Origin of the sequence: Cedecea davisae, assembly GCF_044095835.1 — a bacterium.
GTDB lineage: Bacteria > Pseudomonadota > Gammaproteobacteria > Enterobacterales > Enterobacteriaceae > Cedecea > Cedecea davisae.
In genome coordinates this window covers 3,392,518-3,418,070 of sequence record NZ_CP172054.1, presented here as the reverse complement: position 1 = coordinate 3,418,070, position 25,553 = coordinate 3,392,518, and the positions used below count along the sequence as shown (strand labels likewise).

The following is a 25,553-nucleotide window of genomic DNA, read 5'->3' as shown; positions in this document are numbered from 1 at the left end:
AACATCATGCCTTCAGTCAACACCGGTAACAACGCAGGCGCAAGCGGCAGCCTGGCAGATAGCTTCCAGTCCCAGATGGACTCTATCGAAAACAAATCAATGCAGGACTCGCTGGACAAAGCTGAACGTGACCGTAAAAACGCCTACGTTTCCGGCTACCAGAACTCCGCCACCACCATGATCAGTTCTCTGGCGCAGAACAAAATTTCCTTCTAATGATTATCAGGGATTCGCCGCAGCGTGAATCCCTGATCCTCTTCTCTGCTGGCGGAATCACTCATATGCACATTCTTAATCCTGCTACCGGTATGCCTTTGCCAGACCCCGACTCCCTGAGTTTGTCATCGGGCGCAGCCCCCCAGTCTTCGCCGACCTCTTCGGTAAACGGCGCGGCTAACCAAAGCGATGCGGCATTTTTTTCCGCGGCGCTGGAACAGCCGGAAGCCGTGTCGGCAATGGGCGGTATTGGCGGCAAACCAGCGCCGATGTTTGAAAAAGCTTCCGGTATGTTCAGGCAGATGGACAGCGACCAGAAGCAGATGAATAACGTGCTGCGTAAAGCCGCGCGCTCTACCGACCCGCTGGTGCTCAACCAGGTGGACGACCAGCTTTCCAACTATTACCTGGAAAGCATGATGAACGCCAAGATAGTCTCGAAGAGCGTATCGGGGCTAGATAAACTGACCAACTTGCAGTAATCCATCATGCAATTAAGCTGGCGAAAAATCCTGCAGCCCTGGCTGCTGGTCCTGCTGCTGGCAGGCTGCGACTCGCAGGTGGTGCTGAATACCGGCCTGACGGAAACCGATGCCAACGACATCATCTCCGAACTCTCGAAGTACAAAATTGAGGCTGATAAGCAAATCGATAAAACCGGCGTCACCGTGATGGTGGCTCAGGACAATATCGAGCGCTCGGTTCGCATTCTTAACGCCAACGGTTTGCCTCACAAGGCGCGCACTAATCTGGGCGAAGTTTTCCAGAAAAACGGCATTATCTCCAGCCCGCTTGAAGAGCGCGCTCGCTATATCTATGCGCTCTCGCAGGAGCTGGAATCAACGCTTTCGCAAATTGACGGCGTAGTGGTGGCGAGGGTGAACGTGGTGCTGCCTGAGCGAGTCGCTCCCGGCGAGCCCGTGCAGCCCGCATCCGCTTCGGTATTTATCAAATACACCCCTGAGATGGACCCCGACAGTATTGAACCGCGTATTCGTCGCCTGGTCGCGGCCAGTATTCCCGGCCTTTCCGGGAAAAATGATGGCGCACTTTCGGTCGTGTTTGTTCCCGCTGCGGCCTATCACGACCGCATCGAGCTGGTCACGCTTGGGCCATTCCAGCTGACGCTTTCGCAGTACGCAACGGTAAGAACGCTGTTCTTCTCGCTGCTTGGGCTACTGCTGCTAATTGGCGGTATTTTTACCCTGATCCCAAAACTCAGGGCGATAAAACGCGGTAAACAATCGGCTTCGACCGAACTGGCCGTTGTTCCGGCAGAGCGGCGGTAGCGGATTGTGGAAGCTATGGATAACACATCCCCGGCGGCATGGCTGCGCTGGTGGAGCCGGGCTTTTTGGCAACAGGCGGACGCCAGCTGGCACCATCTGGCCTGGTTTCAACTGCCGGAAAGCCAGCGCAGTAGCCTGATAATCAAATCGCCGCAGGCCGTTTTAACCCTGCTGGAATTGACGCCTGGCCTGCCGCATGAGCCGGATGAACGCCTGCTTACGCTGGCCTCGCTGAGCCAGCAGCAGAGAATGATATTGCTGGCGCTGGTGGCTGAGGTCTGCCAGCGCGGCAGCGGAGCGGCAAGGCTTGAAAACACCCAGCTTGTCTGGTGTGAGCGGCTCACCCGGGGTTTGCGCCCCGGCGTCTGGCTGCCCGCTGGCCTGGACTTTGCCCGGTGGCCGGAAGTCTCCGCGCTCTGGCTACTGCGCCCGCTGTTTGTACCCACAGCATGGCAGCGGCTCAGGCTGAGTTTTCCCCACGCCGCCGTAACGTTAAGCGAAACGCTAATGCTTGAAGAACCTGCTCCCCCTCACAATCGCCTGCTGGCGCTGTGGGATGGCGCAGTCTGGCAGGCCCGGCAGCACTCTTTTATGCCGAACGACTAATTACGGGAGCAAGACAGCATGTGGATCGGCCGCAAGGTGGCGTTAGAGGACGCCTCGTGTGCAATTGAGGGCGTTCTGCTACCGCAGAAAATGCTGCTCGAGCAGCAGCAGGCGTTGAGCGTTCTGGCGCTGGCGCAGCAGAGAAGCGAGGCGATGCTGGCCGAAGCCGGGCGGCAGGTTGAGCGGCTGTTGACCGAGGCGCAGCAGCAGGCTGAACGGCAGGCGGCTGCTCGCTGCGAGGAGGTCGAGCAGGCATTTTGGCAGCGTTCGGAGGCGCTGTTCAGCGAGTGGCACGAGGAACGCACGGCGCAGCAGACCCAGCTACTCAACCAGGCGCAGTCGCTGATTAACGCCGCTTTCGAACAGCTTTTTGGCGGCCTGACCGAGCAGCAAAAGCTTACCGGCCTGCTGGCCCAGTTGCAGCAGGCTGGCGGGCGGGCGACAGAGGTGACGCTTTACCACGCCTCGCGGCATGAGGCGGTGCTGGCCGAATGGCTGGATGCTCATCCGCAGCTTGGCTGGTCGCGCTGCATCGACGATGCGATGGCGGCGGAAACCCTGCTGCTGCAAACCGCCCAGGGCGAGTTCAGTATTAGCTGGAATTCACTTCGCCAGCACCTGCTGCGCCTCGCGGATTAAGCCGTCGGAAGTTAATTTTCCGGCGGCGGGAACCCCAGCATTTTTACCGCCACTCATCATACGATTTCAACGCGAGGAGAAACGTATGAGCAATTCCTTTGATATTCAGCGCAATCTCGACAGCCAGCTGTCCCGCCTGCACCACTCGGTAGCCGAGCTGGCGCAGGGCACCCTCGGGCAGCCAGCGCCGAGCATGGGCGACATGGTTGAGTTTAAAAACGCCCTGATGAAAGAGGCCGCGGCCACTTTTACCGACAGCCAGCTCGGGTCGCTCAAGCACAGCCTGAGCAAGGAGATTATCGACTCCATCAACTAGTTATGCCGTCAACGGCTTATGCGTAAGCCGTTTTTAACTCTGCTTGCACCCCAGGCGGCCAGCTTAACGCGCCGTTGATAACAGGAGATTGAGTCGTTGAATCAGCACGTTCGTTTACTTCGTGCGGCCATGTTTGCCCTGGCCGCAACCGCCTGTGGTTTCAGCGCTCCGTCCAGCGCCCGGACGCCCGCAGACTGGCAAAATGGTGCTTACGCCTATTCGGCACAGGCCACGCCGCTGCGCACCGTGTTGCAGGATTTCGCCAGCAGTCACGGCGTCAACCTGCGTATGGGAGACGTGCCGGACAGCGCGGTTGACGGACGCCTGCGCGCCGACAGCGGCGTCGCGTTCCTCGACAGGCTGGCGCTGCAATACCGCTTTCAATGGTTTGTTTACAACGGCTCGCTGTTTGTTAGCCCGCAGTCGGCTGAAACCTCAAAGCGGGTGACCGTTTCGGCGGATGCTGCGCCGGACCTCAAACAGGCGCTGCGAGACGTGGGGCTGCTGGAAGACAAATTTGGCTACGGCGAGCTGCCGGATGACGGCGTGGTTATCGTGACCGGGCCGCCGGAATATGTCGCGCTGGTGGCCGACTTTAGCGCCAAAGATAAAGACAAAAAGCAGAACAAAGAGATGATGGTTTTCCCGCTTAAGTACGCTTCGGTGGCGGACCGTCAAATAAAATATCGCGAGAAATCCCTGCTGGTGCCCGGCGTTGCGAGCATCCTGAACGAGCTGCTGGGCAAAAAAGATAACCGCTCCTCTCAGGGCATTCAGCCGGGGGGCGAAAGCGCTTCGCGCGAGGCGCTAAGCAAGTCGTTCCAGGAGCAGTCAGACAACATTCTCTCCGGGCTTATCCAAAGCCAGGACGGGCGGATGCGTAACTCCGGCGGCGATGATGATACCGAGCTTAACCCCATGGTTTCGGCGGACGTGCGCAATAACGCCCTGCTGGTGCGCGACGATCCGAAACGCCGCGAGCAGTATCAGGCGCTGATTTCGCAGATCGATGTGCCGCAAAAGCTGGTCGAGATAGACGCCATGATTATCGACGTGGATCGCCGCGCATTCTCTAATTTTTCCAGCAATCTTGGCGCAACTTTCGGCAACGTGACCGCCGGTTCCGCCATGTTGCAGGGGGCCGGCACGCTGTTCGTTACCGACTACAGCCGCTTCTTCGCGCAAATTCAGGCGATGGAAGGGAGCGGCAACGCTTCTATCGTGGCTAATCCGTCGATTCTGACGCTGGAAAACCAGCCTGCGGTTATCGATATGAGCGATACCGCCTTTATAACCGCTACCGGCGAACGTGTGGCAAGCATTGAGCCGGTAACCGCCGGAACCAGCCTTCAGGTCGTGCCTCGCGCCATCGGCAGCGGGCCAAACAGCACGGTGCAGCTGGTGGTGGATGTGGAAGACGGCAAAGTTGAAACCAACGATGACGGGGCGGCCACCGGAGCGAAACGTGCCACGGTGAGCACCCAGGCGCTGGTTCAGCAGAACGGTTCCCTGGTCATGGGCGGGTTCCACTCCCGCGAAACCGGCGATACCGACCACCGCATTCCGCTGCTCGGCGACATTCCTTACCTGGGCAAATTCTTCTCCTATACGCGCCATGAAACTTCGCAGCGCGAGCGCCTGTTCATTATTACCCCGCACCTGGTGGGGGATCAGGTTGACCCTACGCGCTATATCGACGAGCAGGATCGTCAGCAGCTCTCATCGGCGATGAATGAAGTTCAGCTGCGCCAGCGCTACAGCTCAATGAAGGGCGATATCGAAAATGCGATGCGCGATCTGGCTGAAGATAAAGTGCCGACCGGTTTTCAGGCGGGCGGAGAGGGCGTGGGCATCGCTCAGCTATGCAACACCCGGCCGGGGCTTGCTTCCGACAGTTCCCGCAGCCAGTGGTACAGCAACTCATCAATACAGATAAGCGTGGGCCTGGTGCGCAACATCAGCAGCAAGCCGCAGCGTTTTGATGAGTCCAGCTGCCGCGATGACGATGTGCTGGCCGTGGCGGCGTGGCCGGGCAGTAACCTGGCGCCCGGCCAGTCGGCGGAGGTTTACATTGCCTACCGCACTCGCGGCGAGGGGCGACGCAGCCGTCAGTCGCTGCTCTCCTCTGCACCCGTGTCCGGACAGCCGTCTGCTTTATCAAGATCGCATAGCTATCTGCTGCCCCCGCGCCCCGCGCTGCATTAAGGAGAGACGATGAAACCTTCAATTTTGTGCCTGCTGGCGCTGGCATTCGCCCTTAGCGGATGCGCCACCCGCAACGATAACGGCTGCGAGAGTCTGGAGTGCAGGCCCCTGTCGGACAGCCATCACCTGACCATCTGGTGGCCAGCCGATATGCGCAACGGCGTACAGGATTACTCGCAGATGCCGGTGCGCTAATTTTTGTGGCGAGCGCCCGTTGTTTCGCGCTCGCGGCTTAAAAACGCCATTTTTTTCTTAGTGTCAGGCAGTTTTGTGGAACCGAAGCCGGTTTCTTTTCACTTAACAGGCGTCTATATACTGCGAACCAGCAGGGCTGGTCGCCTGTATCAACCCCGTTGTCATGGTGAGGTAATCTAATGAGTACGATTGGAAATATGCTGAATCTGGCCACTGCATTACCGCAGCTGGCGCTGAACGCCACCCCTGAAGGTATGGCGGCTAATTTGCTGAAGAACGTTGGCGATCGGATGGTGAACGACATTGCCTCTAAATTGACCAACCTGCTGTTCTCCGGCGGAATGAACGGCAATAACAACAACACCTTTATGTCGCCGCAGAGCCAGGGCGGAGCCAGCATGGGCAATACGCTGGCGGCAAGCAATATGCAGCAAATGCTGCAACAGGTGATTCAGCAAATGGGCGTGAATTCCCAGAACAGCCCGTTTAACAGCCAGGCCGGAGCAGGCAACATGAACGCCTTCAACGGCGGCCTGAGCCACGGGCTGCAATCTCCGTCCACCGGCATCGGCCTGGTTCAGCTGCCGCTGTCCACCACCGGCAGCAACAGCGCCAACAGCTTTAACCAACTGGGTAACAATATGGGCAGCCAGCTGGGCAGCAAAATGGGCCTGCAGGCGCTGGACGACGTGAAGTCCGACACCAGCGGCCTGTGCGGCGCGCTCGGCGGCGGCGGTAAAGTGGAAGGTGGCTCCAAAGAAACCCGCGCTGAAATCGGTAAATTTATGGATCAGCACCCGGAAATTTACGGCAAGCCGCAGAGCGTTGGGGCGGGCATGCCGGGCCTGGTGCATATCGGGAAAGGTCTTTCCAGCTGGGAAGATGCCCTGAAGAACAGCAAACCGCTGAGCGGAGACGCGCTGAAGGCGTTCCAGTCGGCGAAAAATGACCTGAAAACTTCGATGGTTGGCGGCTCAATCGCCGGTTCCGGCACGACGCCTGGCTCTTCGAGCCTGCTGATGAACGCCGATGCTCAGCTGTTCAACAGCAACATTATTCAGAACTCGCTGAAGCACCACCACGGCGCGATTCTGAACCTGGCCGCGCTGGCCTAAGTTTTGCTGTTGTAGTCCACAGACTTTCTTTTAATGCAGGGTGTGGAAAAGCCCGCCATGCGTGATTCGCTCGACTCTTCTTCGCCCTCTATTTGACCGGTTTTTCTGCGTTAATCGCGTGGTAAACCGGTCTTTTTTTGATCTTCAATCTCTCTGCATATCAATAGATTGTCAGTTATAAGTGACAATCTATTTGCATGTGTGTCATTTATAAATGACAATGATTGAAAGTCAAGGGAGTGAAGGGGGGGCAGGATGCCGTACATGGCTAAACGATATGTCGCGCCGAACGGAGATGTACCTTATACCGAGAGGATAAAAAGGCTCAGAAAGAAAGATCCGCAGGCAGCGGCAAAAATAGACAATCAGGTAGCTCGCGCAATGATTGGCAACTTTGGCGATCACAGATTCGAAAGGGACGGAGTTTGGGAATTAAAAATAAACTACGGGCAAGGATTCCGTGTTTATTACTCCCTGGAATGGGGAGAAATAATTCTTTTGCTTATTGCCGGTGATAAAAAATCACAGCAGGCCGATCTGGAAAAGGCTGTTGGTTACCTCAGAGAATTTAAAGCGAGACCAAACAAATGACAGTGAGTAATAAAAGAGAGAGCATTCACCAGACGATCAAAAGCGACGTAATAGACCACAACGCCGCGATGATTGAAGAATTACGTGAAGACCCGGTTTATGCAGAGATGTATTTGAAAACAGCGCTTGAGGATATTAACGAACCCGGTGGGCTTGGGGGGTTTCTCATAGCATTGAGGCAGGTCATCGAGGCGAATGGTGGCATTACTGAGGCGTCCAAAAAGTCTGGTTTGGCTCGTCAGCATATATACCGCGCTTTATCTGCCAAAGGTAACCCGACAATTGCGACGCTTGTACAGCTCGCCGCAGTTGCGGGTTTAAGGTTCTCTTTACAGAAAAATCACAAGCAGAAATAACGAAGTGGGATTTTGTTGCCCGAAATTCGCGGAAAACTTCTACTCCTCAAACTCAATAGTCTCGCCCTTAATGCGGCCTTCGAGCTTGCGCAACAGGCGGTAGATGGCGGCCACGGCTTTTAGCGTGTCGCGGGGGATATAGGCACCTTCTTCGGTGGTGCGGTAGAGGTTGCGGGTTAGCCACACGTAGCGGACCACCGGGATATTGGCGGCGTGCGCCATTTTGATTAGCGCTTTAGCCTCATCATCCTGTGCTTTGAACAGCAGCATTGGCAGCGGCGTTTCGTCCGGTTCGTATCGCAGCCCGACGGCAAAGTGGGTTGGGTTAACCAGCAGCACGTCGGCCTTTTCCATCTCCTGCGGCGTGACCTTTTTCGCCGGGCCGTTGAGGATTTCGTGGGCAACGTGTTTGCGGTGGCCTTTGGTGTGCGGGTCGCCTTCCATCTGCTTATATTCGTTTTTCACGTCTTCGTGGCTCATGCGGTTTTGCTTGAGGAAGAAGTATTTTTGCAACGCGAAGTCGGCCACCGCAAACACCAGCATTACGCCGACGATGGTATGGGCGAGGGTTTCCAGAATCGCCACGCTTGCGTGCCAGAAGCCGTCCAGCGTGCCGCCCGCAAGGTTGGCCAGCAGCGGGAGGCGGGGCTTAATCAGCAGCCAGAACACTACGGAAAGGGTGATAGCTTTCAGCAGGCTGTTGAGGATCTGAATAAACTGCTTAACCGAAAACATCTCTTTAAATTTGTTGAGCGGGTTTAACGCTTCAAGTTTTGGTGCCAGCGCGGCAATAGCGAACAGCGGGCCGAACTGGAGCCAGCCTCCGGCGATGCGCAGCAAAATAACCGTGCCGACCGTCATCATAAAAAAGACCCCGACGGTGAGCAGCGCCGCGCCGCTCACCTCGCCTAAAGCCTGAGTGAAAGGCGCGCTCAGGCGCAGCAGCGGCAGGGTCATCAGCGCCTGCAGTTTGTCCATGCTGGCATCCATCATGGTAAAAATAAGCTGCAAAACGCCAAACATAATCAGTAGTTTGGGAATATCCTGGCTCTGGCTGACCTGGCCCTTTTTGCGCGCTTCCTGGAGTTTATGGGGGCTGGCCTGTTCTGTTTTTTCGCTCACTGGTTTTACGCTCCGCTAGCGGGTTACCACGTCGCCTTACGCGCCGGTAAAATATCGGACAAATGTGGGATCAGGTCGTTTAGGGCGCTGAACTGATGGCCTGCGAAATATTCCAGCGTCGGCAGGTAAAAAATAAAGAACAGCAGCCCGGCAATGCACTTAAGCGGCACGGTAAGCACCGTGGCCTGGAGCTGAGGGCTGTAAATGCTGAGCACGCCGACGGCGAAATCGAGGAACAGTAGCAGCAGTACCAGCGGGCCTGCATACAGCACGGTGTCGATGAACATCTGTTTGACCTGGGCGAGGAACGCCAGAAACCCCTGCTCTCGGAAGGCCGGGAGCCAGCTGTCTACGGGCCACAGGCGGTAGCTGTCCCAGATAACCTGGGTCGCCAGAGAGAGGCCGAAATTGACTATCAGCACCATCATCGACCATTGCAGCAACATATAGCCCAGCGGCGTTTCATCCGCGCCCAGTGCCGGGTTGAGTTGCCCCCCGCTCAGCGCCCCGCGCTGGTTGTCAAACAGCACGCCGACCGACTCAAAAAGCCAGAACGGCAGCGCCAGCAGATAGCCGAGAAAAATCCCCAGCACCACTTCTTTGAGCATCATGGCAACAATGCCCCACGGGCTATGGGGCGCGCCGGCAAGCAGCGGCACAATAGTTGGCGTGACGAACAGCGCCAGCGGAATAACGATGGCGGTGCGGATCATGCCTTTCAGAGCGGAAAAAGCGAACAGCGGAGTCAGCAAAACGCAGGGGTAGATGCGGGCAATGGCCAGCCCGAGCGCCAGCATACCGTTGAATATGGGCGTCAGTTCGGCCGCAATCATCTCAGCGACCCTGAGGCGGCCATCATCGAAAAGGCGGACTGGGCCAGCTCAATCATTTGCAGCCCAATCCAGCGCCCGCTTAAGGCAAGAGTCGTCCCCACTGCCACCAGCTTGATGGCGAAGGGTAGCGTTTGATCCTGTAGCTGAAACACCGCCTGCAACAGGGAAACCACGATGCCCACCAGCACGGCGACCACCAGCGGCGGGGCGGAAAGTACCACCACCATCAATACCGCCTGCTTAAACATGTAGATCATGTCCATAACGCCTCACATATAGCTGTAGAACAGGCCGTCGAGCAGGCGCGTCCAGCCGCTCACCATTACGAACAACAGAATTTTTAGCGGCAGCGAGATGGTCATCGGGGACACCATCTGCATGCCTAACGCGAGCAACACGTTGGAGACAATAAGGTCGACCACCAGGAAAGGGATGAAGATTAAAAAGGCGATTTTGAAACCGTTTTGCAGCTCGGAGAGTACGAAAGACGGTATCAAAATCAAAAGGTTGTCGCGCTGGTTGATAATTTTGTCGGACAGCGCTTTCGGCCACATGCGCTGGCTGTTTTCCATCAGGTGTGTTTCCAGATCCGGATCGCTGTTGCGCAGCATAAAATCAGTCAGCGGCTTGATGCCGTATTGCAGGCTGCTCTCTAAGCGTTCGGCGTTGGTGGTGTCGATGGGTTTTTCCTGAAAGCGGGTTTGCATCCCGTCGAACACGGGTGCCATCACGAAGATTGTGGCCGCCAGTGCGATGCCGTATAGCGCCATGTTCGGCGGGGTTTGCTGCACGCCGATGGCGTTTCGCGTCAGCATCAGCACCATCGAAATCTTTAAAAAGCTGGTGGTTATCATCAGCACCAGCGGCAGGAGAGAAATCGCACCCAGCAGAATGGCCAGAGCCAGCGGGTTGAATGAACTGATATTCTCCGCCATCAGACCGGCTCCAGCGCCGCACCGGTATTGCGCAGCATCCGGGTAATCTGAAAGCCCAGCGTGCCGTTAACGTCAACCAACTCACCCTTAGCCAGCAGGTTATTGCCGTGGCACAGCAGCGCTTCGCCCGGCGTAACGTGCTGCACCAGCACCGTCGAACCCGCATCCAGCTGCTGCAATTCGCCGAGCGTTAGCTGTAAGTTGCCGCAGCGGATCGTCAGTTCCAGCGACAGGTCGTCGAAACTCCCCCTTGTTGTCTGCCATTCAGCTCCGGGGACAACGTCGCCGTCCCGTTGCTCGTCATACTCCAGGGGGGCGTTTGGGTAAGTCATGGTTAGCTCCTCGCTAAACGTTATGTGTAGTAAGTCTCTGTGAGCGGTTTGGGCTGCCGGTTCCAACTGGACCTGAAATTGTCGCCGCGCCAGCGGCAATACTCCCTGTCCGTCGGGGGCAAAAAATGTCTCCGTGGGCAGCAGCAGATCTCCAGCGGCCAGGCCGCGAGCGCGCCCGCAGGAAAGTTGCAGCCTGCCGACGGTGAGCGGGAGCCGCAGGGGCAGATCCGGGGAGAGCGGGATAACAAGCCGTTGCCAGGTTGGGTGCCGTGCCAGCCGCTGTAGCGTATTCCAGCTGAGCGAAACCGGGCTATGGGCTTGCTCTTCGCCCAGCGTAATCTCAAGGCGCAGCGTGATATCGACTAGTTCTGCCTCCGCTCCCGTCGCAGGGCGCAGGTATTCGAGTAATTCAACCAGCTGCGGGCTGAGCTGCTGGCTAAAGTAGCTCCAGTACCAGCCGCTTTCCGGGGAGGGTTCGCCGGGGAGCGCGGGGCAGTCGGCCATCAGCCCCAGCACCGGGAACGGATCGCCAAGTAGCAGCGTTCCTGCCGCACAGCTAAAAGCTTCCGCCTGCCCTGGCTTTTGGGCGGCGAGGGTTGAAGGCAACAAGCGCAGTTCGCCGTGTTCGCCAGCGCAGAAAAAAGGAAGCCGCCGACCGCTGCCAATCCAGCGCCGCAGCTGAGCCTCCTGTAAGGGCTGAGGGTTAAATGCCAGCCGCTTCATACCGCCTCCCGCCGCTTAAAACGCAGGCGCACGTTCTTGCCCAGGCGGCCGCTTAACGAGCTTTGGCCGTATTTTTCAAAGCCGCGCACTTTGTCCCAGGCGTGGCCGGAAAAGCCGAGTGCAATATCCAGCACATCGCCGCTGGCGGGGGTGATTTGCGCCATGACTTCGCCCAGCTCCGGCAGCAGCAGGCTAAAGCGGGCGGGCAAGGTTTCCTGCTGTTCGATACCCTGAATCAGATGCGGCTCAAGCATCGCCATCAGCCGGCTGGCCTGCGATTCCGTGGCTTGCTGAGGTTGCTCTGCGCCGCCTAAGGAGCCATCAAACAAATTGAGTGAAAGCACCGGCATCAGCGGAGACGGTTCTTCGTCGGACAATAAATCGCTGAACTCTTTTTCATCGCGAGCCAGTTTCTGGCGGTCGCCAGCGCGGCTGAAGGCCGGAGCGCGTGCGGTCGCAGACGGCATATTGGGCATCGGCGCATTGTTACCCGGCTGGCGGGGAATGCGCGGCGCTGGCTGAGCGTTATCCCGAGCTTTGTGTTCGGGCGCAGCAGGATGCGTTTGCTGCCAGGGCTTAGGTTGCTGATGCGTTTTTAGCGCGTGATGGATCATGCCGGGTCCCCCTGGTTCTGTTTAAGCAAATACTCCATTTTTTCTATTTCTCGTCGGCAACGCTGCACCGCGAGCTGCGCGGCGCTGAGCCGTTCCTGTTGCTGCTCAACTTCTTCATTTAACCGGTGCGTATGCTGAAGCTGCTGAATAACATCCGAGCGTTTCGATTTTTCAACATCCAGCGTCTCCCTCAGGTCGTTGAGCGGCTGAATGACGCCGCTGTGCTGCGGCACAAACGCTTCCCGCAGTTGCAGATAGCCGAGCTTCTTCTCTTCAAGCAATTGCCTGCTTTGCCCGGCAGCGTCCCGGGTCCGCGTGAGCTGGCATTCCTGCTCATGCTGTTCGAGCTCGCAGCGGCGCAGCCTGCGGCGGCGGATCGGCAGAAGCGTGTTCAGCACCTGATTCAGCGCCAGCAGTTGAGGGTCGGGAGAGAGCGGGGTTTCGGCATCAATGTGGCGGCGCATAGGCAATCACTTCCTGTAGCAGTTGGCGGGTAACGTCGAATTCGCTGGGCGCGTGGTTTGCCTGGCGCAGAAACCCGTTAATCGCATCCTGGGCCTGTACGGCGGCATCGGTCATTGCGTCGTTGCCCGGCTGGTATTCGCCGAGGCGAATCAGCATTTCCACCTGCTGATAAGCCGACATCATCTGGCGCAGCGTGCTGGCCTCGGCAACGTGCTCCCGCGCCACCACGTTGCTCATGGTGCGGCTGAGGCTGGCGAGAACGTCAACGGCAGGGTAGTGGCCGCGCTCCGCCAGGCGGCGGGTCAGGACGATGTGGCCGTCAATCAGAGAGCGGACTTCGTCGGCAACCGGATCGTTCATTGAATCCTGCTCAATCAGCACCGAATAGAGGGCGGTTATTGAGCCGCGTGACGTTTTCCCCGCCCGCTCCAGCAGCCCCGGCAGAAGGGTATAAACCGAAGGCGGCAGGCCGCCGCGCCCCGGCGGTTCACCCAGAGCCAGGCCGATTTCACGCTGGGCGCGGGCAAAACGCGTCAGGGAGTCGATTATCAGCAACACGTTTTTACCTTTGTTGCGGAAGGCTTCGGCAATCGCCGTGGCGGTAAAGGCGGCACGGGCGCGCTCCATGCTGCTGCGGTCGGAAGTAGAGCACACCAGCACGGTGCGGGCGCGCAGTTCGGCGTCCAGTTCGTGGTCGAGGAATTCACGCAGCTCGCGGCCACGTTCGCCTATCAGCCCAAAGACGATGGCATCGCAGGGCGTGTTGCGGGCCACTTCGGCCAGCAGAGTTGTTTTCCCGCAGCCTGCTCCGGCAAACACGCCAACCCGCTGACCCACGCCAATAGTCAGAACGCTATCAATGGAGCGGATGCCGGTTGGCAGCGGTGTGTCGATGCGTGGTCTGTCGGTTGGCGGTGGAGCATCGCCCAGCACTCCGCTGGCGTCGGGCGTTTCGCTGGCGAGGGCAAATGCAGACAGGCTATCTTCGTCGATGGCGCGGCCAAACCCGTCCAGCACGCTGCCAAACAGGCTGTCTGACACGCAAATTGAATGCGGCTGAAACAGCGGCGTGACGCGAGCTCCCTGGGCAATGCCGTCCAGCGGCCCCAGGGCGGAAAGCAGCGTATGGCGCGGGTTAAAGCCAACGACTTCTGCCATCACTTCCCCATCGGCACCGCGGCTGATAAGGCAAAGATCGCCGATACGCGCCTGCGGCAGGCTGCTTTCGAGCAAAATGCCGCTGATGCCGGTGATGCGCCCGTGGGCGCTGACGGCGTTGAGTTTTTTCAGGGAGCCGTGACGGCTGGTGAACCAGGTGTTGAGGTCGTTCTGAGCGCTCATCATTACCACTTCACCGCAATATTTTCACGGCCGCCAAACTGCACGCTGTCGCCGGTGATGCTGGTCAGACGTAGCCCGTTGCGTTCGTCACCAACGAACAGGCGCTGCCCGTCTTCGGTGACAATGTTGGCGTGCGGTCCGGCGGTTATCTGTACGATGCGAAACGGCAGGGTGGCTTCGCGCACTTTGGTTTTGTTGTTCAGCGCCACGCTAAGCTGGTAGTCGCCGCGAATGCTGTCCACCATGCGGCTGACGATGGGCAACTGGTTTTCTTGTAAATCACCGCTCAGGATAATGCCTTGCGGAGTGCTGGTGATCTGCACCTTGTTGTACAGCTCGCGTTCGCGAAGATCCTGCTCGAGCACTACGCGCAACTCGTTGCTGTTAGTGATTGCCGGTTTAATCTGCGGCTCCTCGTCGCTGTTTTGCTGGGCGATACCCGGCTGGAGCACCCAGCTAAAAATGGTAAAGGTCAGCAGCAGCAGGCCAGACAGGGTAAAAATCTGCGCCCAGCGCGGCAGTATTCTGGCAAGCCATGAGCGGCGTGCCGCCGGAGCGGGCTTATTTGTCGAGCTGCCGATGGGCTCGCGCGCTGCGGATGCGGGCTCGTTGTGGCCCGCCACCGGCAGAGGAGGCGGAAGGGGGCGGCTGTCCCACTCTTCATCGGCCGCTGCGAGGGTCAGCCAGACGCCGCCTACGGCAAAAATTTCGCCGGGCTGCCAAAGCTGCTGCCCTGTCAGCCTCTCGCCGTGGCGCTGGCAGACCGTGCCTTCCATCGGCGTGAGCATCCAGCCTTCGGCGCTGCGGCTAAGCTGGGCATGGCTGGCTTTTATTCCGCCGTCGCTTAGCTGTAAATCGCTTTCGGCCGCGTTGCCAAGCCGCCAGCGCTCGCCGCTAAGGGGCAGCGCTGCGCCTTCATGTAATCCGTTTAATACTCTCAGCTCATACATGGCGGCTACCTTTATGCTGTGAAGGCGTCAAGCGCGTTTTGGTGGATATCGAGGCGGCCCAGAACGTTAACCGGCAGGTTGAATTGCAGCTCGGCGAACGACAGAACGGGAACGTGGTGGAACTCATCCTGGATAAGCTGGCGCAGCGGGCTGCGCAGGTCCTGAGCGGAGAGCAGCACGCTGGTCTGGCGCTGGAACAGGGGGAAAACTTCGCGCAGCTGTTCCAGCAGCAGGGCGTGCTTATCCTGGCTGAGGGCAAAGAAGGTTTCGTTTTGCGTCTGGCGCAGGCTGTCGCGCAGTATCTCTTCGGTTTCCGGCGTCAGTAGCCAGACCTGCATCCCGCCGTCGTGGCTGTACTGGTGGCAGATATGCTCTTTAATATCGATGCGCACCTGGTCTACCAAAAGGCCCACGTCACGCTCGTGCTGGCCGTGAACGATAAGCGACTCGGTGATGCTGCGAACTGAACGCAGGGAAATACGCTCGGCCACCAGCCGCTGTAAGACCGCGCTCAGGCGGGTTATCGGGAAAATACGCTGGAACTCCTGCGCCAGTTCCGGCAGGTCCATTTCCAGCCAGGAGATAATGGCGCGGGTTTCCTGAAGCCCGATAAAACGCGGCCCGGAGGCGAATAGCGCCTCTTCCATACGCGCCAGCAGCAGCTGATGTGAACTCCAGGACTCTATCTGGAACTTATCCAGCAGCGGGTCATTCTCCTCCAGCCACGCCCAGCCTTTTTCCTGCGGGTAGCCTTCCACGGCGAGTTCGGTCCCGGTCTCTTCCTGCTCCAGCAGGCGGTAGTCGAGCGCACGTTTATGCGGCGTAAAAGTGCCGATGACCTTCGGGACTTCATAAACCAGGAAACGGAATTCGTCGTCCTCCTGGTAGGGGGAAAAGTCGATGTTGAATACCGGCAGCGTGAAGCCGTATTGATTCACGATGCGGTTGCGCAGGCGGCGGATGTCTTCTATCAGCGCCAGGGTTGCCGGGTCGCCCGCGCGGGCTGAGGAAAAGCTCAGCACAAACAGGCGGCTGGGGTTAAAGGTGCGAATATCTTCTTCACCGTTGGCCTCGGGGGCGACAAATTCGGTGGGTGAACTGTTGGCTTTTGCACGTTTGGCGCGCCACAGCTGAAACAGGCCGGAACCCAGGGTAATAAAACCGAGCACGATAAAGACCAGCGTCGGCATGCCGGGCAGCAGGCTGAAGCAGAACATGCCGATGGCCGACATTATCCAGGCTTTGGGCTGGTTGGTGAGCTGGTCGCTGATTTCGCGGCCAATGTTGTTGTTCGGGATATCTTCGTTCGCCGACACGCGGGTGATCATCATCCCGGCGGTAAGCGAGATAAGCATCGCCGGGATCTGGTCAATCAGGCCGTCGCCGATGGTCAGAATTGAATAGACGTTGGCCGCATCTCCCGCCGCCATGCCCAGCTGTAGCACCCCGATACAGAAGCCGCCGACCATGTTAATGCTCAGAATCACTATTCCGGCTACCGCATCGCCCTTCACAAACTTCATGGCGCCGTCCATCGCCCCGAAAAGCTGGCTCTCTTTTGCCAGGTCTTCACGCTTGCTTTTCGCCTGCTGCACGTTGATAAGCCCGGCGCGCAGGTCGCTGTCGATGGACATCTGTTTGCCCGGCATCGCATCAAGGGTGAAGCGCGCGGCGACTTCCGCGATGCGCTCCGAACCTTTGGTGATAACCAGGAAGTTCACCACGGTGAGAATAAGAAACACCACCAGGCCTACCGCCAGGTTGCCGCCGACCACAAAGTTGCCGAAGGCGGTCACGATATGCCCTGCATTTTGCTGGAGCAGGATCTGGCGCGTGGTGGAGATAGACAGCCCGAGGCGGAACATAGTGGTCAGCAGCAGCACCGCCGGGAAGGTGGTAAACGCCAGCGGCTTCGGGAGGTACATCGCCGTCATGATAAGCAGACATGAAACGCTGATGTTTACCGCAATCAGCACGTCGATAAGCCCCAGCGGCAGCGGGATTATCAGCATGAACACTACCGCCAGAGCGATGAAAGCCCCGACCACTTCGGAGCGCTGCATGGCGCTTATCGCCAGGCGGTTAAGAAGATTAAACAGAGTGTTCATTGGTTATTCATCCTGGTGAAATCCATTTACTGCGCAATCTGGCTGCGTTTTTCCCACGCGGCATACTCGCCGTTCAGGGTTCTGAGCAGCAGTAGCGCATTGTTGCGGGTGTCATCGTTGCCGCCCCAAATCTTCTCCGGCAGCCCCTGTAACAGAGTTAACAGCCCGTTGAAAAACAGCGATTGCTGCATCGGTTTTTCCCCGACAACTTGCAGGCCAAGCTGGGTCAGGTCGCGGGAGTAAAACCCGTTGCGGCACATGCTGAGCAGGGAGCGGGTCATCACGTCGGCCCCCATCGTGACGTGCTGGTATTTGCTTTTTAGCCGGTCGAGGAACTGGGCCACTTCCGACAGCGTGTGGGTAATAGCGCGGGCATCGTTCAGGCCGGAGAGTAAACGGCGCAGCGCGGTGGGCGGAGCGGAAGGGGCCAGGGCGGCAATATCGTCCGACAGGGCGCGTTGCAGGGTGCGCAGCGCCGGAACAAAACCGTCCGCACCAAACTTATCCAACAGCAGATCCATGATGTTGTCCGCCGACTGCTGGTTGATGACGCCGTCGTAGTAAAGCTTGCGTAGCTCGCGCTTTTGCGCCGGGTCGCTGGTGAAGGCGGCAATTGCCGGAGCGGTATTGACCCCGGCGTTGATCTTCTCCGGATGGCGCTGCTGGAGTTCGGCCAGCATCTGCCCGACCTGCGCCGCCAGTTCAGGGTTGCTGCCGTTGCGCAGGCGCATCGCCATCAGGCTGAGGGTCACAAAGGCGGATGCGGGGTCACCCTCGGCCAGCTCAAGCAGGGCGTCCAGGTCGGGGGCCTTATGGCCGCTGCCGGAAAGTAGCTGCTCAAAAGCCGACTCGCGCCCGGCCTGGCTCTGGCCGGAAGGGCTTTCCAGCAGGCGTCCAAGCTCTACCAGATGGGTCACTTTAATTGCGGCTACGGAGATGCGGCGCAGCTGGCTGCTCTGCGTGCGCTGCTCTTCGTGTTTTATCTTCTGCTCAATACTTTCGGCAAAGGTCGCCGCCATAGACTCCTGGGCGGCGCTCGGACGCTGCGGCGTGGGGGCCGCTCGCGTGGCGGAGGACGTGCTGCTCGACGTGCTTTTGTCGCTATTTGTGTCGTTGAGCAGCTCATCGACCAGGGCGTCGGCCTGTTCGCTTTCAAGACGCAGATTATGGTGGTGGTGGTGCTGGGGAATTCTCATGTTCATTGCGGTATGCCTTAGCCGATTCGCCTGTCCATATGTGAGCTAAGGCCCTGGCGGGTTCCCCGTTAATAAAAAAATTTCCGCCGCTGTAGGTTGTGTAAAAAGTTGCACAAATCGCTGATTGGTCTGTGTTTATTGTTACGCAAATAGTTCTGGTTTCTTTAGTTTAATTTAACAAAATCATGTTGTTACGTTGTTATTTTTCGCTGGCATAGCTCTTGCTAAAGGACGAACTCCTGAATCCATTCAAAAAGGTGTTCACTATGTCAGCGATGTTTGATTTCGAATCACAGGTTATCCCGCAATCGCAGCCCGCGTTTGAAGCCAACGTAGTGCAGGGAGAATTCCCGGCGGTAAACTGGGAGTGCGTCATGCGGGACAACGAGCAGCGTCTGTATAATTTTATTCGTAAAAGGGTGGCGAATTTTGCCGATATAGAAGACCTGGTGCAGAACACCTGGTATGAGGTTTTCCGCAACAAGCATAAGTTTTGCGGCACCTCGCGCCCGGAAACCTGGATGTTTGGTATCGCGGTCAACCTGGTGAAGAACCACTATAAATCGGTCAAGGTCAGCTACCTGCATGACGAACTGAACGACGATGTGCTCGGCACACTGGTGCACTCCGAGCAGCCGGAAGGGATAACGGAAGGGAAGGATATCCTGTCTAAAGTGTTACAGCGTATTGCGCAACTCCCTGAAGACTATCAACAATTATTGCAATTAATCGTCGATAACGATATCAGTTATCAGGAGGCGGCCGAGCGAATGACTATCCCTATCGGCACCGTTCGATCCCGCCTTTCCCGCCTGCGGCAGTCGCTAAAACAGGACCTGGGGTGGGACAGCCTGAATTAAGCCTGTGGCGCTTCGTTATCCTCTGAATGAGAAGAACAACAACCTATGAAACAAGACGGCGGGCCGCACCTACGGCCCAATGACTATCCGCACCTGCTAAGCGCCGCTTTCAACAGCATGTGCGAGATGGTTTTCATTGTTGACAGGGATTTCAATATTGTTTTTGCCAACCAGAAAGCGCTCGGCATTTGCCTGACGGCGGATGCCGGGCTGCTGACCGGCGAGAATATTTTCACCCGCCTGCGCGGCTACGGCGATTTGCCGCTGCTGGGCGTGGTTGAGCGGCAGCTGGATCGGCCGGAAAATGCGCCCTACGGCGATAAAATCAACGCCCGATTTGATACCGGAGAGGGGCAGGTTATTCCGGTGGAGGTTTGCCCGAGCCGTTTTGAATATCAGGGCCAGATCTGGACCATGATGGTGGTTTGCGATACCCGGCATCGCAATGATATTCATCGGTTTTATTACGATCGCGAGAACGAGCTACGCGATATTCTTGATAACGTGCCGGACGCGATTCTGCGGGTAGACAGCGAGCAGCGGCTGCTGTACGCCAACGAAACCGCGCTGTGCTGCATGCCGAACGGGGCGGCCTCGATTGGCTTGAAAATGGACGCTTTGATCGGCGATTCATCCCTGATGGAGCAGATTGGCTGGTCGCTACAACTGGTCCTGCGCAAGCACGTCCAGCTGGAGGCGGTGCTTCACGGTGTAGTAACCGGCTCGCGGGTGGCGCGTATTTACCAGGCACGTTTTATACCCGAGTTCACCCGGCAGCAGGTTTTACGCTCCGTGCTGGTTATCGCCCGTCCGGCCTCGCGGCAATATTTTGCCGAGCAGCAGGTGCGCCAGACCCACGAGCAACTTCGGCAGATGACCCAGAAGCTGCAAAGCAGCGTCGAGAACGAGCGTAAACATATGGCGCGCGAAATTCACGATGAACTGGGCCAGCATCTGACTTCGCTGCGGGTGGGAATTTCGCTGCTCGGGCAGAACCATCCCGCTCTGCAACATGAAGTCGAGCCGCTCACCCAGCTGGTTGATGGCACGATCAAAGTTGTGCGTGATATCGCCACTCAGCTGCGCCCTGCGGTGCTGAATATGGGGCTGAAACCGGCGTTAATCTGGCTGCGCGATCAGTTCAATAAACACCGCTCCGGGGTCTGCACGCTGACCATCCAGCCGCTGCCTGTGTCGCTGTGTGATGATGAGGTGACGGCGATTTTCCGGGTGGTGCAGGAGTCTTTGACCAATGTTCAGCGCCATGCGGGCGCGCGTGAGGTGGAAGTAAAAGTTCTGACGCGGGGCAAAATCGTGCTGGTGTGTATTAATGATGATGGCCAGGGGTTCGATCCTGGCCTGGTATCCGACCGGGCTTTCGGCCTGCTGAGCATGCGCGAGCGCTGCATGATGAGAGGCTGGATCTTCAATATCAACAGCACGCCGGGAAAGGGCAGCTGCGTACACATTGAAATTCCGTTTTCCGCCCCCGGCGTCGCTAAAGCTTATGATAGCGAATAGCGAACTTAATGATGTCGGCGTTATTGTCGAACTGCATTTTCTCCATCATGCGGGTTTTGTGGGTGCTGACGGTTTTATTGCTGATGTTCAGCGTCCCGGCAATACCGTTGACGTTCTCGCCGCCGCTGAGCAGGCGCAGGATCTGTTTTTCCCTCTGGGATAGCGTGGCGTAGCGGCGCAGCTGGTCGTTTTCCTGAGTTGAGAAGACTATCGCTTCCGCAAGGGAGGGATCGATGTAGCGCTGGCGGGCGGCGACGCGATGGATGGCGTGCAGTAACGTTTGCGGCGCCTGATCTTTAGTAATAAAGCCGTGAGCGCCGCTGGCAAGCACCATCTGGGCTATTTGCGGCTCGTTATGCATGCTAAGCACCAGCACCGGCAGGCTCGGCCACAGCCGGGTTATCTGCTGCACCAGCTCCGGGCCCGACTCGCCGGGCATCGAGAGGTCAAGCAGCAAAACATCAACTTCTATTTCCGTTAGTAGCGAGAGTACCGTGCGCCCGCAGCCGGCTTCCGCCACCACTTTGATTTTCTTATCCAGCGAAAAGATTTGTTTCAGGCCCTCGCGCATCAAAATGTGATCGTCGGCGAGGAGGAGTCTGATTGCCATACCGTCTGTCATCCATAATTTATAGTTATTAAATAGTTCATTTTTATAAAAATAGTTATCACGCACGAATTGCGAAGACGCGTGTTAAATGAACATAACAGCCCCGCCGCGGCGAATCTACCTTTGCCGGGAGCGATAAAGGTTGCAGCTTGTTACAAGTCCTGTGCGCGGGCAGCCTCTCTTTTGTTGCCGCGAAGGAACCAGGCAGTGCCTCTCCCCACTTAACCTTTTGACTCAACAACTAAAGTGGAGAGATATCATGCCGTTAAATAGCGTAGATACCAGCTTGCGGGTCGATCCTGGCTTGATAAGCGGTAATGCTAACCGTCGGGTTTCTATGCGCATCGCGCTGGAGCCGACTAATCCTGAACATTACGAGCGCACGGTCAATGTTTCTGCCCGCCAGGCCGACGCGCTCTATTACGCCAACAAGGCGATCGACGATACCTGGCGCGTGCTGGATATGGGCTCCGGCAACCAGAAGAACCATATTCGCGCCACCATGGGGGAGTCCTACAAAAGGACGCTTTTGTCGCAAAAGGCAACCGGGAATGGGGATTACACGGTTCGCGCCTGGGAAGCGTCGAAGTTTCGCGCCGGTAACTGCGGTGAAATGGCTGCGGTAAATGCGCTGCTGCTGGCTAATTCTCGCGTAAAGCAGCCTGTTTCCGTGGTGCACAATCGGGATGTAGACCATGCCTTTGTAATAATCGGCGACCCGCGAGCTGACAACAAATCGATTGTTTCGGACGCCTGGCCGGAATTTGGCCGCGCCATCCGGCTGAAGGATGCCAAATTCGGCGATACTTTCCATGTTTTGCAAACTTTCCAGCCCGGGCACCGGGACGATGATATCCGTGAGAAGCTGCTGCGAGGCAGAAAGGCGACTCAGGCCGAGGTGGATAAAGCGTTCCGCAAGGCGGCACCGCAGCTGGCGAAACTCAGCCCCGAACAGCTGAGGGACAGCACGGTAGCCGGGCCGGGATACGTTCAGCGCCACGTTTCGAGGAACCTCGGCATTCGCTATGACGGGGAAGACAGCCGCGGCGCGATGCAATCATTCGATCAGTCTTTGTCGGTTAGCCAGCTAAGGTCGCGGATGAGCGGGCCTGCCGCCGCGTCCGAAGCGCAACAGCGTGTGGCCCCGACGCCAACGTTTAGCAGTAACGATCGCCCGCGTAACCGTACCGACTCCTTTGCCGCAGAATCTTCATCCCGCGGGCGCAGGCCGAGAACCGCATCGAACGCGGTGCCGCCGCCGGTGAACCGCCGCCGCGCAAACTCCATTGATGTGCGCCCGGCGCCCGTTTATGCCCCGCCTCCGGCACCGGGAAACATGTACGGCACGATCCCTTTACCAGCGTCCGGGCCTGCCTACAATTATGGTCCGCCGCCCGTCGCGCCGGTTTATAGCTACGGGCCGCCGCCGGTTCACGCCCACCCGCATGCTCCGGTTTCGGCCAGCCGCCCGCTTTACCGCGAGCCGCCGGTTATTCCGCCGGACGTTTACGGCACCGCGCCAGCGCCCGCTCGTTCGCGCCCTCGCTCAAACTCCGTGACTGCCGCTTTCCGGCGGATAATAGGTAGCTAACCATGCCAGCACTCTCACATTTAGCGCAGGTATTGCAGCCGCTGCTGGCCGATGAGTCAGGCCAGCGTGCCGAGCTGGAAAATGCAGAAGGCTATTCCGTTGAGCTGAGCGCGGGCGTGACGCTGGAGATAAGCGAATCCCCGCCGGGGCATATTTTGCTTAGCTGCGTGCTCCCCGCACGGCCGACGAGGCTTAGCGACCCGGAAACGCTGTCGGTGTTATTGCAGGCCAATTTGCTGGGAATGGATTACCCGCCGGTGCTCACCGGATTGTTAACCGAACAGCAGCAGGTGGTGCAGTGGAGCTGCCTCCCGTTCCATCAACTGGAGCCGGAAGTCCTGAAGCGGTTGTTTAACCGCTTTGCATTGCAGGCCGAAAAACTGGCCGCCTGGCTGGTGTAGCGTGAGTCGTCACGTTTTAGCCGCCGTTGCGCGGTTAGAACGTGCCGTTCCGCAAGTCAAAAGGGAGGAAAAAAACGCTATTGTCAGTGAGCCAAAGGTGAAACAATAGTGGCTGTTTATACAGTGTCTCGTCATACTTCGAGCCACAGGCGCGTTGGCGTCACTAGCTCACCCCAGTCACTTACTTAAGTAAGCTTCTGGGGATTCTCTAGCTAGCCGCCTTCCTGCAACTCGAATTATCTAGAGAAAGAAGTGATGTTATGGCTTTGTCGTCGGCGCAAAAAGCGCAAATCGGTGCCTGGTATAAGGCGCTCCAGCAGCAGATCCCGGATTTTATTCCGCGAGCGCCTCAGCGGCAGATGATAGCTGAGGTGGCGAAAACCCTTGCCGGTGAGGAAGGGCGGCATCTGGCGATAGAAGCGCCGACCGGCGTCGGCAAAACGCTCTCCTACCTGATCCCCGGCATCGCCATCGCCAGGGGGGACCAGAAAACGCTGGTGGTAAGCACCGCCAACGTCGCCCTGCAGGATCAGATTTTCAGCAAAGATCTGCCGCTGCTGCGCAAGATTATCCCCGACCTGAAATTTACCGCCGCCTTTGGGCGCGGGCGTTACGTTTGCCCGCGTAATCTCGCGGCGCTGGCGACGGACAACTTTGCCCAGGGCGATCTACTGGCGTTTCTCGACGACGAAATGGCCCCCACCAGCAAAGACGAGCAGCAGCGCTGCGCGAAGCTGAAAACCAGCCTCGACGGCTATAAATGGGACGGCCTGCGGGACCATACGGATGAGGCGATTAGCGACGATCTGTGGCGGCGGCTGAGTACCGATAAGGCCAGCTGTCTGGGGCGGAACTGCCACTGGTATAAAGAGTGCCCGTTCTTTGTTGCCCGCCGGGAAATCGACGAGGCGGAAGTGGTGGTGGCTAACCATGCGCTGGTCATGGCGGCGCTGGAAAGCGATGCGGTGCTGCCGGAAGCGAAAAACCTGCTGCTGGTGCTTGATGAAGGGCATCACCTGGCGGACGTGGCGCGTGACGCGCTGGAGATGAGCGCGGAGATAACGCCGGGATACAGCCGTTTACAACTCGACTTGTTCAGCAAGCTGGTAGAAACCTGCATGGCGCAGTTCCGGCCTAAAAGCCCGCCGCCGCTAACCGTTCCCGAGCGTTTGACCAACCATTGCGATGAAGTCTACGAACTGTTGCATTCGTTTAACGCCATTGTCAGCCTGTGGCTGCCCGGCGAGCGCGAAGGCGAGCACCGTTTTGAGATGGGCGTTTTGCCCGAAGAGATAATGGCTATTTGCCAGCGTCTGGCCAAGTTGATGGAGTCGCTGCGCGGCTTATCCGAAGCGCTGCTCAACGATCTGAGCGAAAAAACCGCCAGTCATGACATCGTGCGTTTGCACCGTGCGCTGCTGCAAATGAACCGGGCGCTGGGCTATTTTGAAGCGCAGAGCAAGCTGTGGAAACTGGCTGCGATGGAGCAGGCCTCGGGCGCGCCGGTTTCAAAATGGGTCACGCGGGAAGTTCGTGAAGGGCAGGCTCATCTGTTTTTCCACTGCGTGGGCATCCGGGTAAGCGATCAGCTGGAAAAAATGCTCTGGCGTAAAGTGCCACACGTGATTGTGACTTCCGCCACGCTGCGCTCGCTTAATCGCTTCGATCGCCTGCAGGAAATGAGCGGGCTGCGCGAGAAGGCGGGCGACCGTTTTATTCACCTCGACTCGCCGTTTAATCACATCGAGCAGGGGAAAATCGTCATTCCCAAAATGCGCTACGAGCCGCTGATGGAGCATGAAGCGCAGCATATTGCCGAAATGGCGGCCTTTTTCCGTGCCCAGCTTGCAGCGGGTGAGCACAAGGCGATGCTGGTGCTGTTTGCCAGCGGCCGGGCGATGCAGCAATTTATGACCCACGTTACCGATCTGCGCCTGATGCTGCTGGTGCAGGGCGATCAGCCGCGTTATCGGCTGGTGGAACTGCACCGCAAGCGGGTTCAGGCCGGGGAAACCAGCGTCCTTATCGGGCTACAGTCCTTTGCCGAGGGGCTTGATCTGAAAGGCGAGCTGCTTACCCAGGTGCATATCCATAAGATTGCTTTCCCGCCGGTGGACAGCCCGGTGGTGATAACCGAAGGCGAGTGGCTAAAAAGCCTTAAGCGCTATCCGTTTGAAGTCCAGAGCCTGCCGAGCGCCTCTTTTAATCTGATCCAGCAAGTCGGGCGTTTAATTCGCAGCCACGCCTGCTATGGTGAGATTGTGATTTACGATCGTCGTCTGCTGAGTAAGCGCTACGGCGAACGGCTGCTGGCCGCGCTCCCGGTGTTCCCCATCGAGCAGCCCGAAGCGCCGGAGGCAAAACCAATAACAACGACGCCGAAACACACCGTGCGGCGCAAACGTGTGGGCAAGAAATAGCAA

Annotated in this window: 28 protein-coding genes; 16 read left to right on the top strand and 12 right to left on the bottom strand. The window is 57.9% G+C overall.

The window, feature by feature from the left end:
- Nucleotides 1–6: 6 nt before the first annotated feature.
- From ACG1VR_RS16320 to ACG1VR_RS16270, 11 genes are all read left to right on the top strand, one after another.
- A complete protein-coding gene (locus ACG1VR_RS16320; RefSeq protein WP_016535500.1) occupies nucleotides 7–216 on the top strand; it encodes a hypothetical protein in 210 nt (69 codons plus the stop codon).
- Nucleotides 217–281: 65 nt separating this feature from the next.
- Nucleotides 282–698, top strand: a complete 417-nt coding sequence (locus ACG1VR_RS16315; protein ID WP_395489331.1) for an EscI/YscI/HrpB family type III secretion system inner rod protein — start codon at nucleotides 282–284, stop codon at nucleotides 696–698.
- A 6-nt stretch (nucleotides 699–704) separates the two neighbouring features.
- Nucleotides 705–1,505, top strand: a complete 801-nt coding sequence (sctJ, locus tag ACG1VR_RS16310) for a type III secretion system inner membrane ring lipoprotein SctJ (RefSeq protein WP_395489330.1) — start codon at nucleotides 705–707, stop codon at nucleotides 1,503–1,505.
- 15 nt (nucleotides 1,506–1,520) lie between these two features.
- The gene (locus ACG1VR_RS16305) at nucleotides 1,521–2,111 is read left to right on the top strand and encodes a type III secretion protein HrpD (RefSeq protein ID WP_395489329.1); all 591 of its coding nucleotides are present in this window, start codon (nucleotides 1,521–1,523) and stop codon (nucleotides 2,109–2,111) included.
- Nucleotides 2,112–2,129: 18 nt separating this feature from the next.
- The gene (locus ACG1VR_RS16300) at nucleotides 2,130–2,750 is read left to right on the top strand and encodes an HrpE/YscL family type III secretion apparatus protein (RefSeq protein ID WP_395489328.1); all 621 of its coding nucleotides are present in this window, start codon (nucleotides 2,130–2,132) and stop codon (nucleotides 2,748–2,750) included.
- Between the two features lie 85 nt (nucleotides 2,751–2,835).
- Nucleotides 2,836–3,066, top strand: a complete 231-nt coding sequence (locus ACG1VR_RS16295) for an HrpF protein (protein ID WP_016535505.1) — start codon at nucleotides 2,836–2,838, stop codon at nucleotides 3,064–3,066.
- Nucleotides 3,067–3,195: 129 nt separating this feature from the next.
- Entirely contained in the window at nucleotides 3,196–5,271 is a 2,076-nt protein-coding gene (gene sctC, locus ACG1VR_RS16290; RefSeq protein WP_395491120.1) for a type III secretion system outer membrane ring subunit SctC, read from the top strand.
- 9 nt (nucleotides 5,272–5,280) lie between these two features.
- On the top strand, nucleotides 5,281–5,466 hold the full coding sequence (gene hrpT / locus ACG1VR_RS16285) for an HrpT family type III secretion system protein (RefSeq protein ID WP_016535507.1): 186 nt from the start codon (nucleotides 5,281–5,283) through the stop codon (nucleotides 5,464–5,466).
- A 179-nt stretch (nucleotides 5,467–5,645) separates the two neighbouring features.
- Nucleotides 5,646–6,581, top strand: a complete 936-nt coding sequence (locus ACG1VR_RS16280) for a type III secretion protein (protein WP_395489327.1) — start codon at nucleotides 5,646–5,648, stop codon at nucleotides 6,579–6,581.
- Between the two features lie 255 nt (nucleotides 6,582–6,836).
- Nucleotides 6,837–7,172 carry a type II toxin-antitoxin system RelE/ParE family toxin gene (locus ACG1VR_RS16275; protein WP_395489326.1) on the top strand — a complete coding sequence of 112 codons (336 nt, stop codon included), beginning with the start codon at nucleotides 6,837–6,839 and terminating at the stop codon, nucleotides 7,170–7,172.
- Nucleotides 7,169–7,528: a DNA-binding protein gene (locus ACG1VR_RS16270; RefSeq protein WP_395489325.1), complete on the top strand. Its 360-nt coding sequence runs from the start codon at nucleotides 7,169–7,171 to the stop codon at nucleotides 7,526–7,528. The genes ACG1VR_RS16275 and ACG1VR_RS16270 overlap by 4 nt, the downstream gene beginning before the upstream one ends.
- 39 nt (nucleotides 7,529–7,567) lie before the next feature.
- Here the strand turns inward: ACG1VR_RS16270 and sctU are convergent, their stop codons facing one another.
- The 11 genes from sctU to sctW are packed head-to-tail and all read right to left on the bottom strand — an operon-like array spanning nucleotide 7,568 to nucleotide 18,153.
- Nucleotides 7,568–8,650: a type III secretion system export apparatus subunit SctU gene (sctU, locus tag ACG1VR_RS16265; RefSeq protein ID WP_395489324.1), complete on the bottom strand. Its 1,083-nt coding sequence runs from the start codon at nucleotides 8,648–8,650 to the stop codon at nucleotides 7,568–7,570.
- A gap of 23 nt (nucleotides 8,651–8,673) precedes the next feature.
- Nucleotides 8,674–9,483, bottom strand: a complete 810-nt coding sequence (gene sctT, locus ACG1VR_RS16260) for a type III secretion system export apparatus subunit SctT (RefSeq protein ID WP_172567996.1) — start codon at nucleotides 9,481–9,483, stop codon at nucleotides 8,674–8,676.
- On the bottom strand, nucleotides 9,480–9,746 hold the full coding sequence (sctS, locus tag ACG1VR_RS16255) for a type III secretion system export apparatus subunit SctS (RefSeq protein ID WP_016535513.1): 267 nt from the start codon (nucleotides 9,744–9,746) through the stop codon (nucleotides 9,480–9,482). The genes sctT and sctS overlap by 4 nt, the downstream gene beginning before the upstream one ends.
- A 6-nt stretch (nucleotides 9,747–9,752) precedes the next feature.
- Nucleotides 9,753–10,418 carry a type III secretion system export apparatus subunit SctR gene (gene sctR / locus ACG1VR_RS16250; protein ID WP_016535514.1) on the bottom strand — a complete coding sequence of 222 codons (666 nt, stop codon included), beginning with the start codon at nucleotides 10,416–10,418 and terminating at the stop codon, nucleotides 9,753–9,755.
- Nucleotides 10,418–11,473 carry a FliM/FliN family flagellar motor switch protein gene (locus ACG1VR_RS16245; protein ID WP_395489323.1) on the bottom strand — a complete coding sequence of 352 codons (1,056 nt, stop codon included), beginning with the start codon at nucleotides 11,471–11,473 and terminating at the stop codon, nucleotides 10,418–10,420. The genes sctR and ACG1VR_RS16245 overlap by 1 nt, the downstream gene beginning before the upstream one ends.
- The gene (locus ACG1VR_RS16240) at nucleotides 11,470–12,087 is read right to left on the bottom strand and encodes a type III secretion system HrpP C-terminal domain-containing protein (protein ID WP_395489322.1); all 618 of its coding nucleotides are present in this window, start codon (nucleotides 12,085–12,087) and stop codon (nucleotides 11,470–11,472) included. The genes ACG1VR_RS16245 and ACG1VR_RS16240 overlap by 4 nt, the downstream gene beginning before the upstream one ends.
- Nucleotides 12,084–12,551, bottom strand: a complete 468-nt coding sequence (locus ACG1VR_RS16235) for a type III secretion protein (protein ID WP_395489321.1) — start codon at nucleotides 12,549–12,551, stop codon at nucleotides 12,084–12,086. The genes ACG1VR_RS16240 and ACG1VR_RS16235 overlap by 4 nt, the downstream gene beginning before the upstream one ends.
- Nucleotides 12,535–13,902, bottom strand: coding sequence for a FliI/YscN family ATPase (locus ACG1VR_RS16230; protein WP_395489320.1), 1,368 nt, complete (start codon nucleotides 13,900–13,902; stop codon nucleotides 12,535–12,537). Before ACG1VR_RS16230 ends, ACG1VR_RS16235 begins: the two co-directional genes overlap by 17 nt.
- On the bottom strand, nucleotides 13,896–14,843 hold the full coding sequence (locus ACG1VR_RS16225; RefSeq protein ID WP_395489319.1) for an FHA domain-containing protein: 948 nt from the start codon (nucleotides 14,841–14,843) through the stop codon (nucleotides 13,896–13,898). Before ACG1VR_RS16225 ends, ACG1VR_RS16230 begins: the two co-directional genes overlap by 7 nt.
- A gap of 11 nt (nucleotides 14,844–14,854) precedes the next feature.
- Nucleotides 14,855–16,951, bottom strand: coding sequence for a type III secretion system export apparatus subunit SctV (gene sctV / locus ACG1VR_RS16220; protein ID WP_395489318.1), 2,097 nt, complete (start codon nucleotides 16,949–16,951; stop codon nucleotides 14,855–14,857).
- A gap of 26 nt (nucleotides 16,952–16,977) precedes the next feature.
- On the bottom strand, nucleotides 16,978–18,153 hold the full coding sequence (gene sctW / locus ACG1VR_RS16215; RefSeq protein ID WP_395489317.1) for a type III secretion system gatekeeper subunit SctW: 1,176 nt from the start codon (nucleotides 18,151–18,153) through the stop codon (nucleotides 16,978–16,980).
- A 260-nt stretch (nucleotides 18,154–18,413) separates the two neighbouring features.
- On the opposite strand from sctW, the gene ACG1VR_RS16210 reads away from it, so the two are divergent.
- Together ACG1VR_RS16210 and ACG1VR_RS16205 are read left to right on the top strand one after the other, a co-directional pair.
- On the top strand, nucleotides 18,414–19,007 hold the full coding sequence (locus ACG1VR_RS16210) for an RNA polymerase sigma factor (RefSeq protein WP_395489316.1): 594 nt from the start codon (nucleotides 18,414–18,416) through the stop codon (nucleotides 19,005–19,007).
- A gap of 45 nt (nucleotides 19,008–19,052) precedes the next feature.
- A complete protein-coding gene (locus ACG1VR_RS16205) occupies nucleotides 19,053–20,528 on the top strand; it encodes a histidine kinase (protein ID WP_395489315.1) in 1,476 nt (491 codons plus the stop codon).
- Here ACG1VR_RS16205 and ACG1VR_RS16200 read toward each other — a convergent pair.
- On the bottom strand, nucleotides 20,506–21,138 hold the full coding sequence (locus ACG1VR_RS16200; RefSeq protein ID WP_039899157.1) for a response regulator transcription factor: 633 nt from the start codon (nucleotides 21,136–21,138) through the stop codon (nucleotides 20,506–20,508). The genes ACG1VR_RS16205 and ACG1VR_RS16200 overlap by 23 nt on opposite strands.
- A gap of 259 nt (nucleotides 21,139–21,397) precedes the next feature.
- On the opposite strand from ACG1VR_RS16200, the gene ACG1VR_RS16195 reads away from it, so the two are divergent.
- The 3 genes from ACG1VR_RS16195 (at nucleotide 21,398) to dinG (ending at nucleotide 25,550) form a co-directional block, all read left to right on the top strand.
- A complete protein-coding gene (locus ACG1VR_RS16195) occupies nucleotides 21,398–22,729 on the top strand; it encodes a hypothetical protein (RefSeq protein ID WP_395489314.1) in 1,332 nt (443 codons plus the stop codon).
- 2 nt (nucleotides 22,730–22,731) lie between these two features.
- Nucleotides 22,732–23,130, top strand: a complete 399-nt coding sequence (locus tag ACG1VR_RS16190) for a CesT family type III secretion system chaperone (RefSeq protein WP_395489313.1) — start codon at nucleotides 22,732–22,734, stop codon at nucleotides 23,128–23,130.
- A 260-nt stretch (nucleotides 23,131–23,390) separates the two neighbouring features.
- Entirely contained in the window at nucleotides 23,391–25,550 is a 2,160-nt protein-coding gene (dinG, locus tag ACG1VR_RS16185) for an ATP-dependent DNA helicase DinG (protein ID WP_395489312.1), read from the top strand.
- Nucleotides 25,551–25,553 lie beyond the last annotated feature (3 nt).

Bases quoted from the DNA above. Each gene is read 5' to 3' on its own strand.
- sctT (WP_172567996.1), bottom strand. From the start codon at position 9,483: ATGATTGCGGCCGAACTGACGCCCATATTCAACGGTATGCTGGCGCTC.
- ACG1VR_RS16240 (WP_395489322.1), bottom strand. From the start codon at position 12,087: ATGATCCATCACGCGCTAAAAACGCATCAGCAACCTAAGCCCTGGCAG.
- sctV (WP_395489318.1), bottom strand. From the start codon at position 16,951: ATGAACACTCTGTTTAATCTTCTTAACCGCCTGGCGATAAGCGCCATG.
- ACG1VR_RS16210 (WP_395489316.1), top strand. From the start codon at position 18,414: ATGTCAGCGATGTTTGATTTCGAATCACAGGTTATCCCGCAATCGCAG.
- hrpT (WP_016535507.1), top strand. From the start codon at position 5,281: ATGAAACCTTCAATTTTGTGCCTGCTGGCGCTGGCATTCGCCCTTAGC.
- ACG1VR_RS16270 (WP_395489325.1), top strand. From the start codon at position 7,169: ATGACAGTGAGTAATAAAAGAGAGAGCATTCACCAGACGATCAAAAGC.
- ACG1VR_RS16200 (WP_039899157.1), bottom strand. From the start codon at position 21,138: ATGGCAATCAGACTCCTCCTCGCCGACGATCACATTTTGATGCGCGAG.
- ACG1VR_RS16235 (WP_395489321.1), bottom strand. From the start codon at position 12,551: ATGCGCCGCCACATTGATGCCGAAACCCCGCTCTCTCCCGACCCTCAA.
- ACG1VR_RS16205 (WP_395489315.1), top strand. From the start codon at position 19,053: ATGAAACAAGACGGCGGGCCGCACCTACGGCCCAATGACTATCCGCAC.
- sctS (WP_016535513.1), bottom strand. From the start codon at position 9,746: ATGGACATGATCTACATGTTTAAGCAGGCGGTATTGATGGTGGTGGTA.
- ACG1VR_RS16300 (WP_395489328.1), top strand. From the start codon at position 2,130: ATGTGGATCGGCCGCAAGGTGGCGTTAGAGGACGCCTCGTGTGCAATT.
- ACG1VR_RS16195 (WP_395489314.1), top strand. From the start codon at position 21,398: ATGCCGTTAAATAGCGTAGATACCAGCTTGCGGGTCGATCCTGGCTTG.
- ACG1VR_RS16295 (WP_016535505.1), top strand. From the start codon at position 2,836: ATGAGCAATTCCTTTGATATTCAGCGCAATCTCGACAGCCAGCTGTCC.
- ACG1VR_RS16305 (WP_395489329.1), top strand. From the start codon at position 1,521: ATGGATAACACATCCCCGGCGGCATGGCTGCGCTGGTGGAGCCGGGCT.
- ACG1VR_RS16245 (WP_395489323.1), bottom strand. From the start codon at position 11,473: ATGAAGCGGCTGGCATTTAACCCTCAGCCCTTACAGGAGGCTCAGCTG.
- sctC (WP_395491120.1), top strand. From the start codon at position 3,196: ATGTTTGCCCTGGCCGCAACCGCCTGTGGTTTCAGCGCTCCGTCCAGC.
- sctW (WP_395489317.1), bottom strand. From the start codon at position 18,153: ATGAACATGAGAATTCCCCAGCACCACCACCACCATAATCTGCGTCTT.
- ACG1VR_RS16190 (WP_395489313.1), top strand. From the start codon at position 22,732: ATGCCAGCACTCTCACATTTAGCGCAGGTATTGCAGCCGCTGCTGGCC.
- dinG (WP_395489312.1), top strand. From the start codon at position 23,391: ATGGCTTTGTCGTCGGCGCAAAAAGCGCAAATCGGTGCCTGGTATAAG.
- ACG1VR_RS16315 (WP_395489331.1), top strand. From the start codon at position 282: ATGCACATTCTTAATCCTGCTACCGGTATGCCTTTGCCAGACCCCGAC.
- ACG1VR_RS16320 (WP_016535500.1), top strand. From the start codon at position 7: ATGCCTTCAGTCAACACCGGTAACAACGCAGGCGCAAGCGGCAGCCTG.
- ACG1VR_RS16280 (WP_395489327.1), top strand. From the start codon at position 5,646: ATGAGTACGATTGGAAATATGCTGAATCTGGCCACTGCATTACCGCAG.
- sctJ (WP_395489330.1), top strand. From the start codon at position 705: ATGCAATTAAGCTGGCGAAAAATCCTGCAGCCCTGGCTGCTGGTCCTG.
- ACG1VR_RS16275 (WP_395489326.1), top strand. From the start codon at position 6,837: ATGCCGTACATGGCTAAACGATATGTCGCGCCGAACGGAGATGTACCT.
- ACG1VR_RS16225 (WP_395489319.1), bottom strand. From the start codon at position 14,843: ATGTATGAGCTGAGAGTATTAAACGGATTACATGAAGGCGCAGCGCTG.
- sctR (WP_016535514.1), bottom strand. From the start codon at position 10,418: ATGGCGGAGAATATCAGTTCATTCAACCCGCTGGCTCTGGCCATTCTG.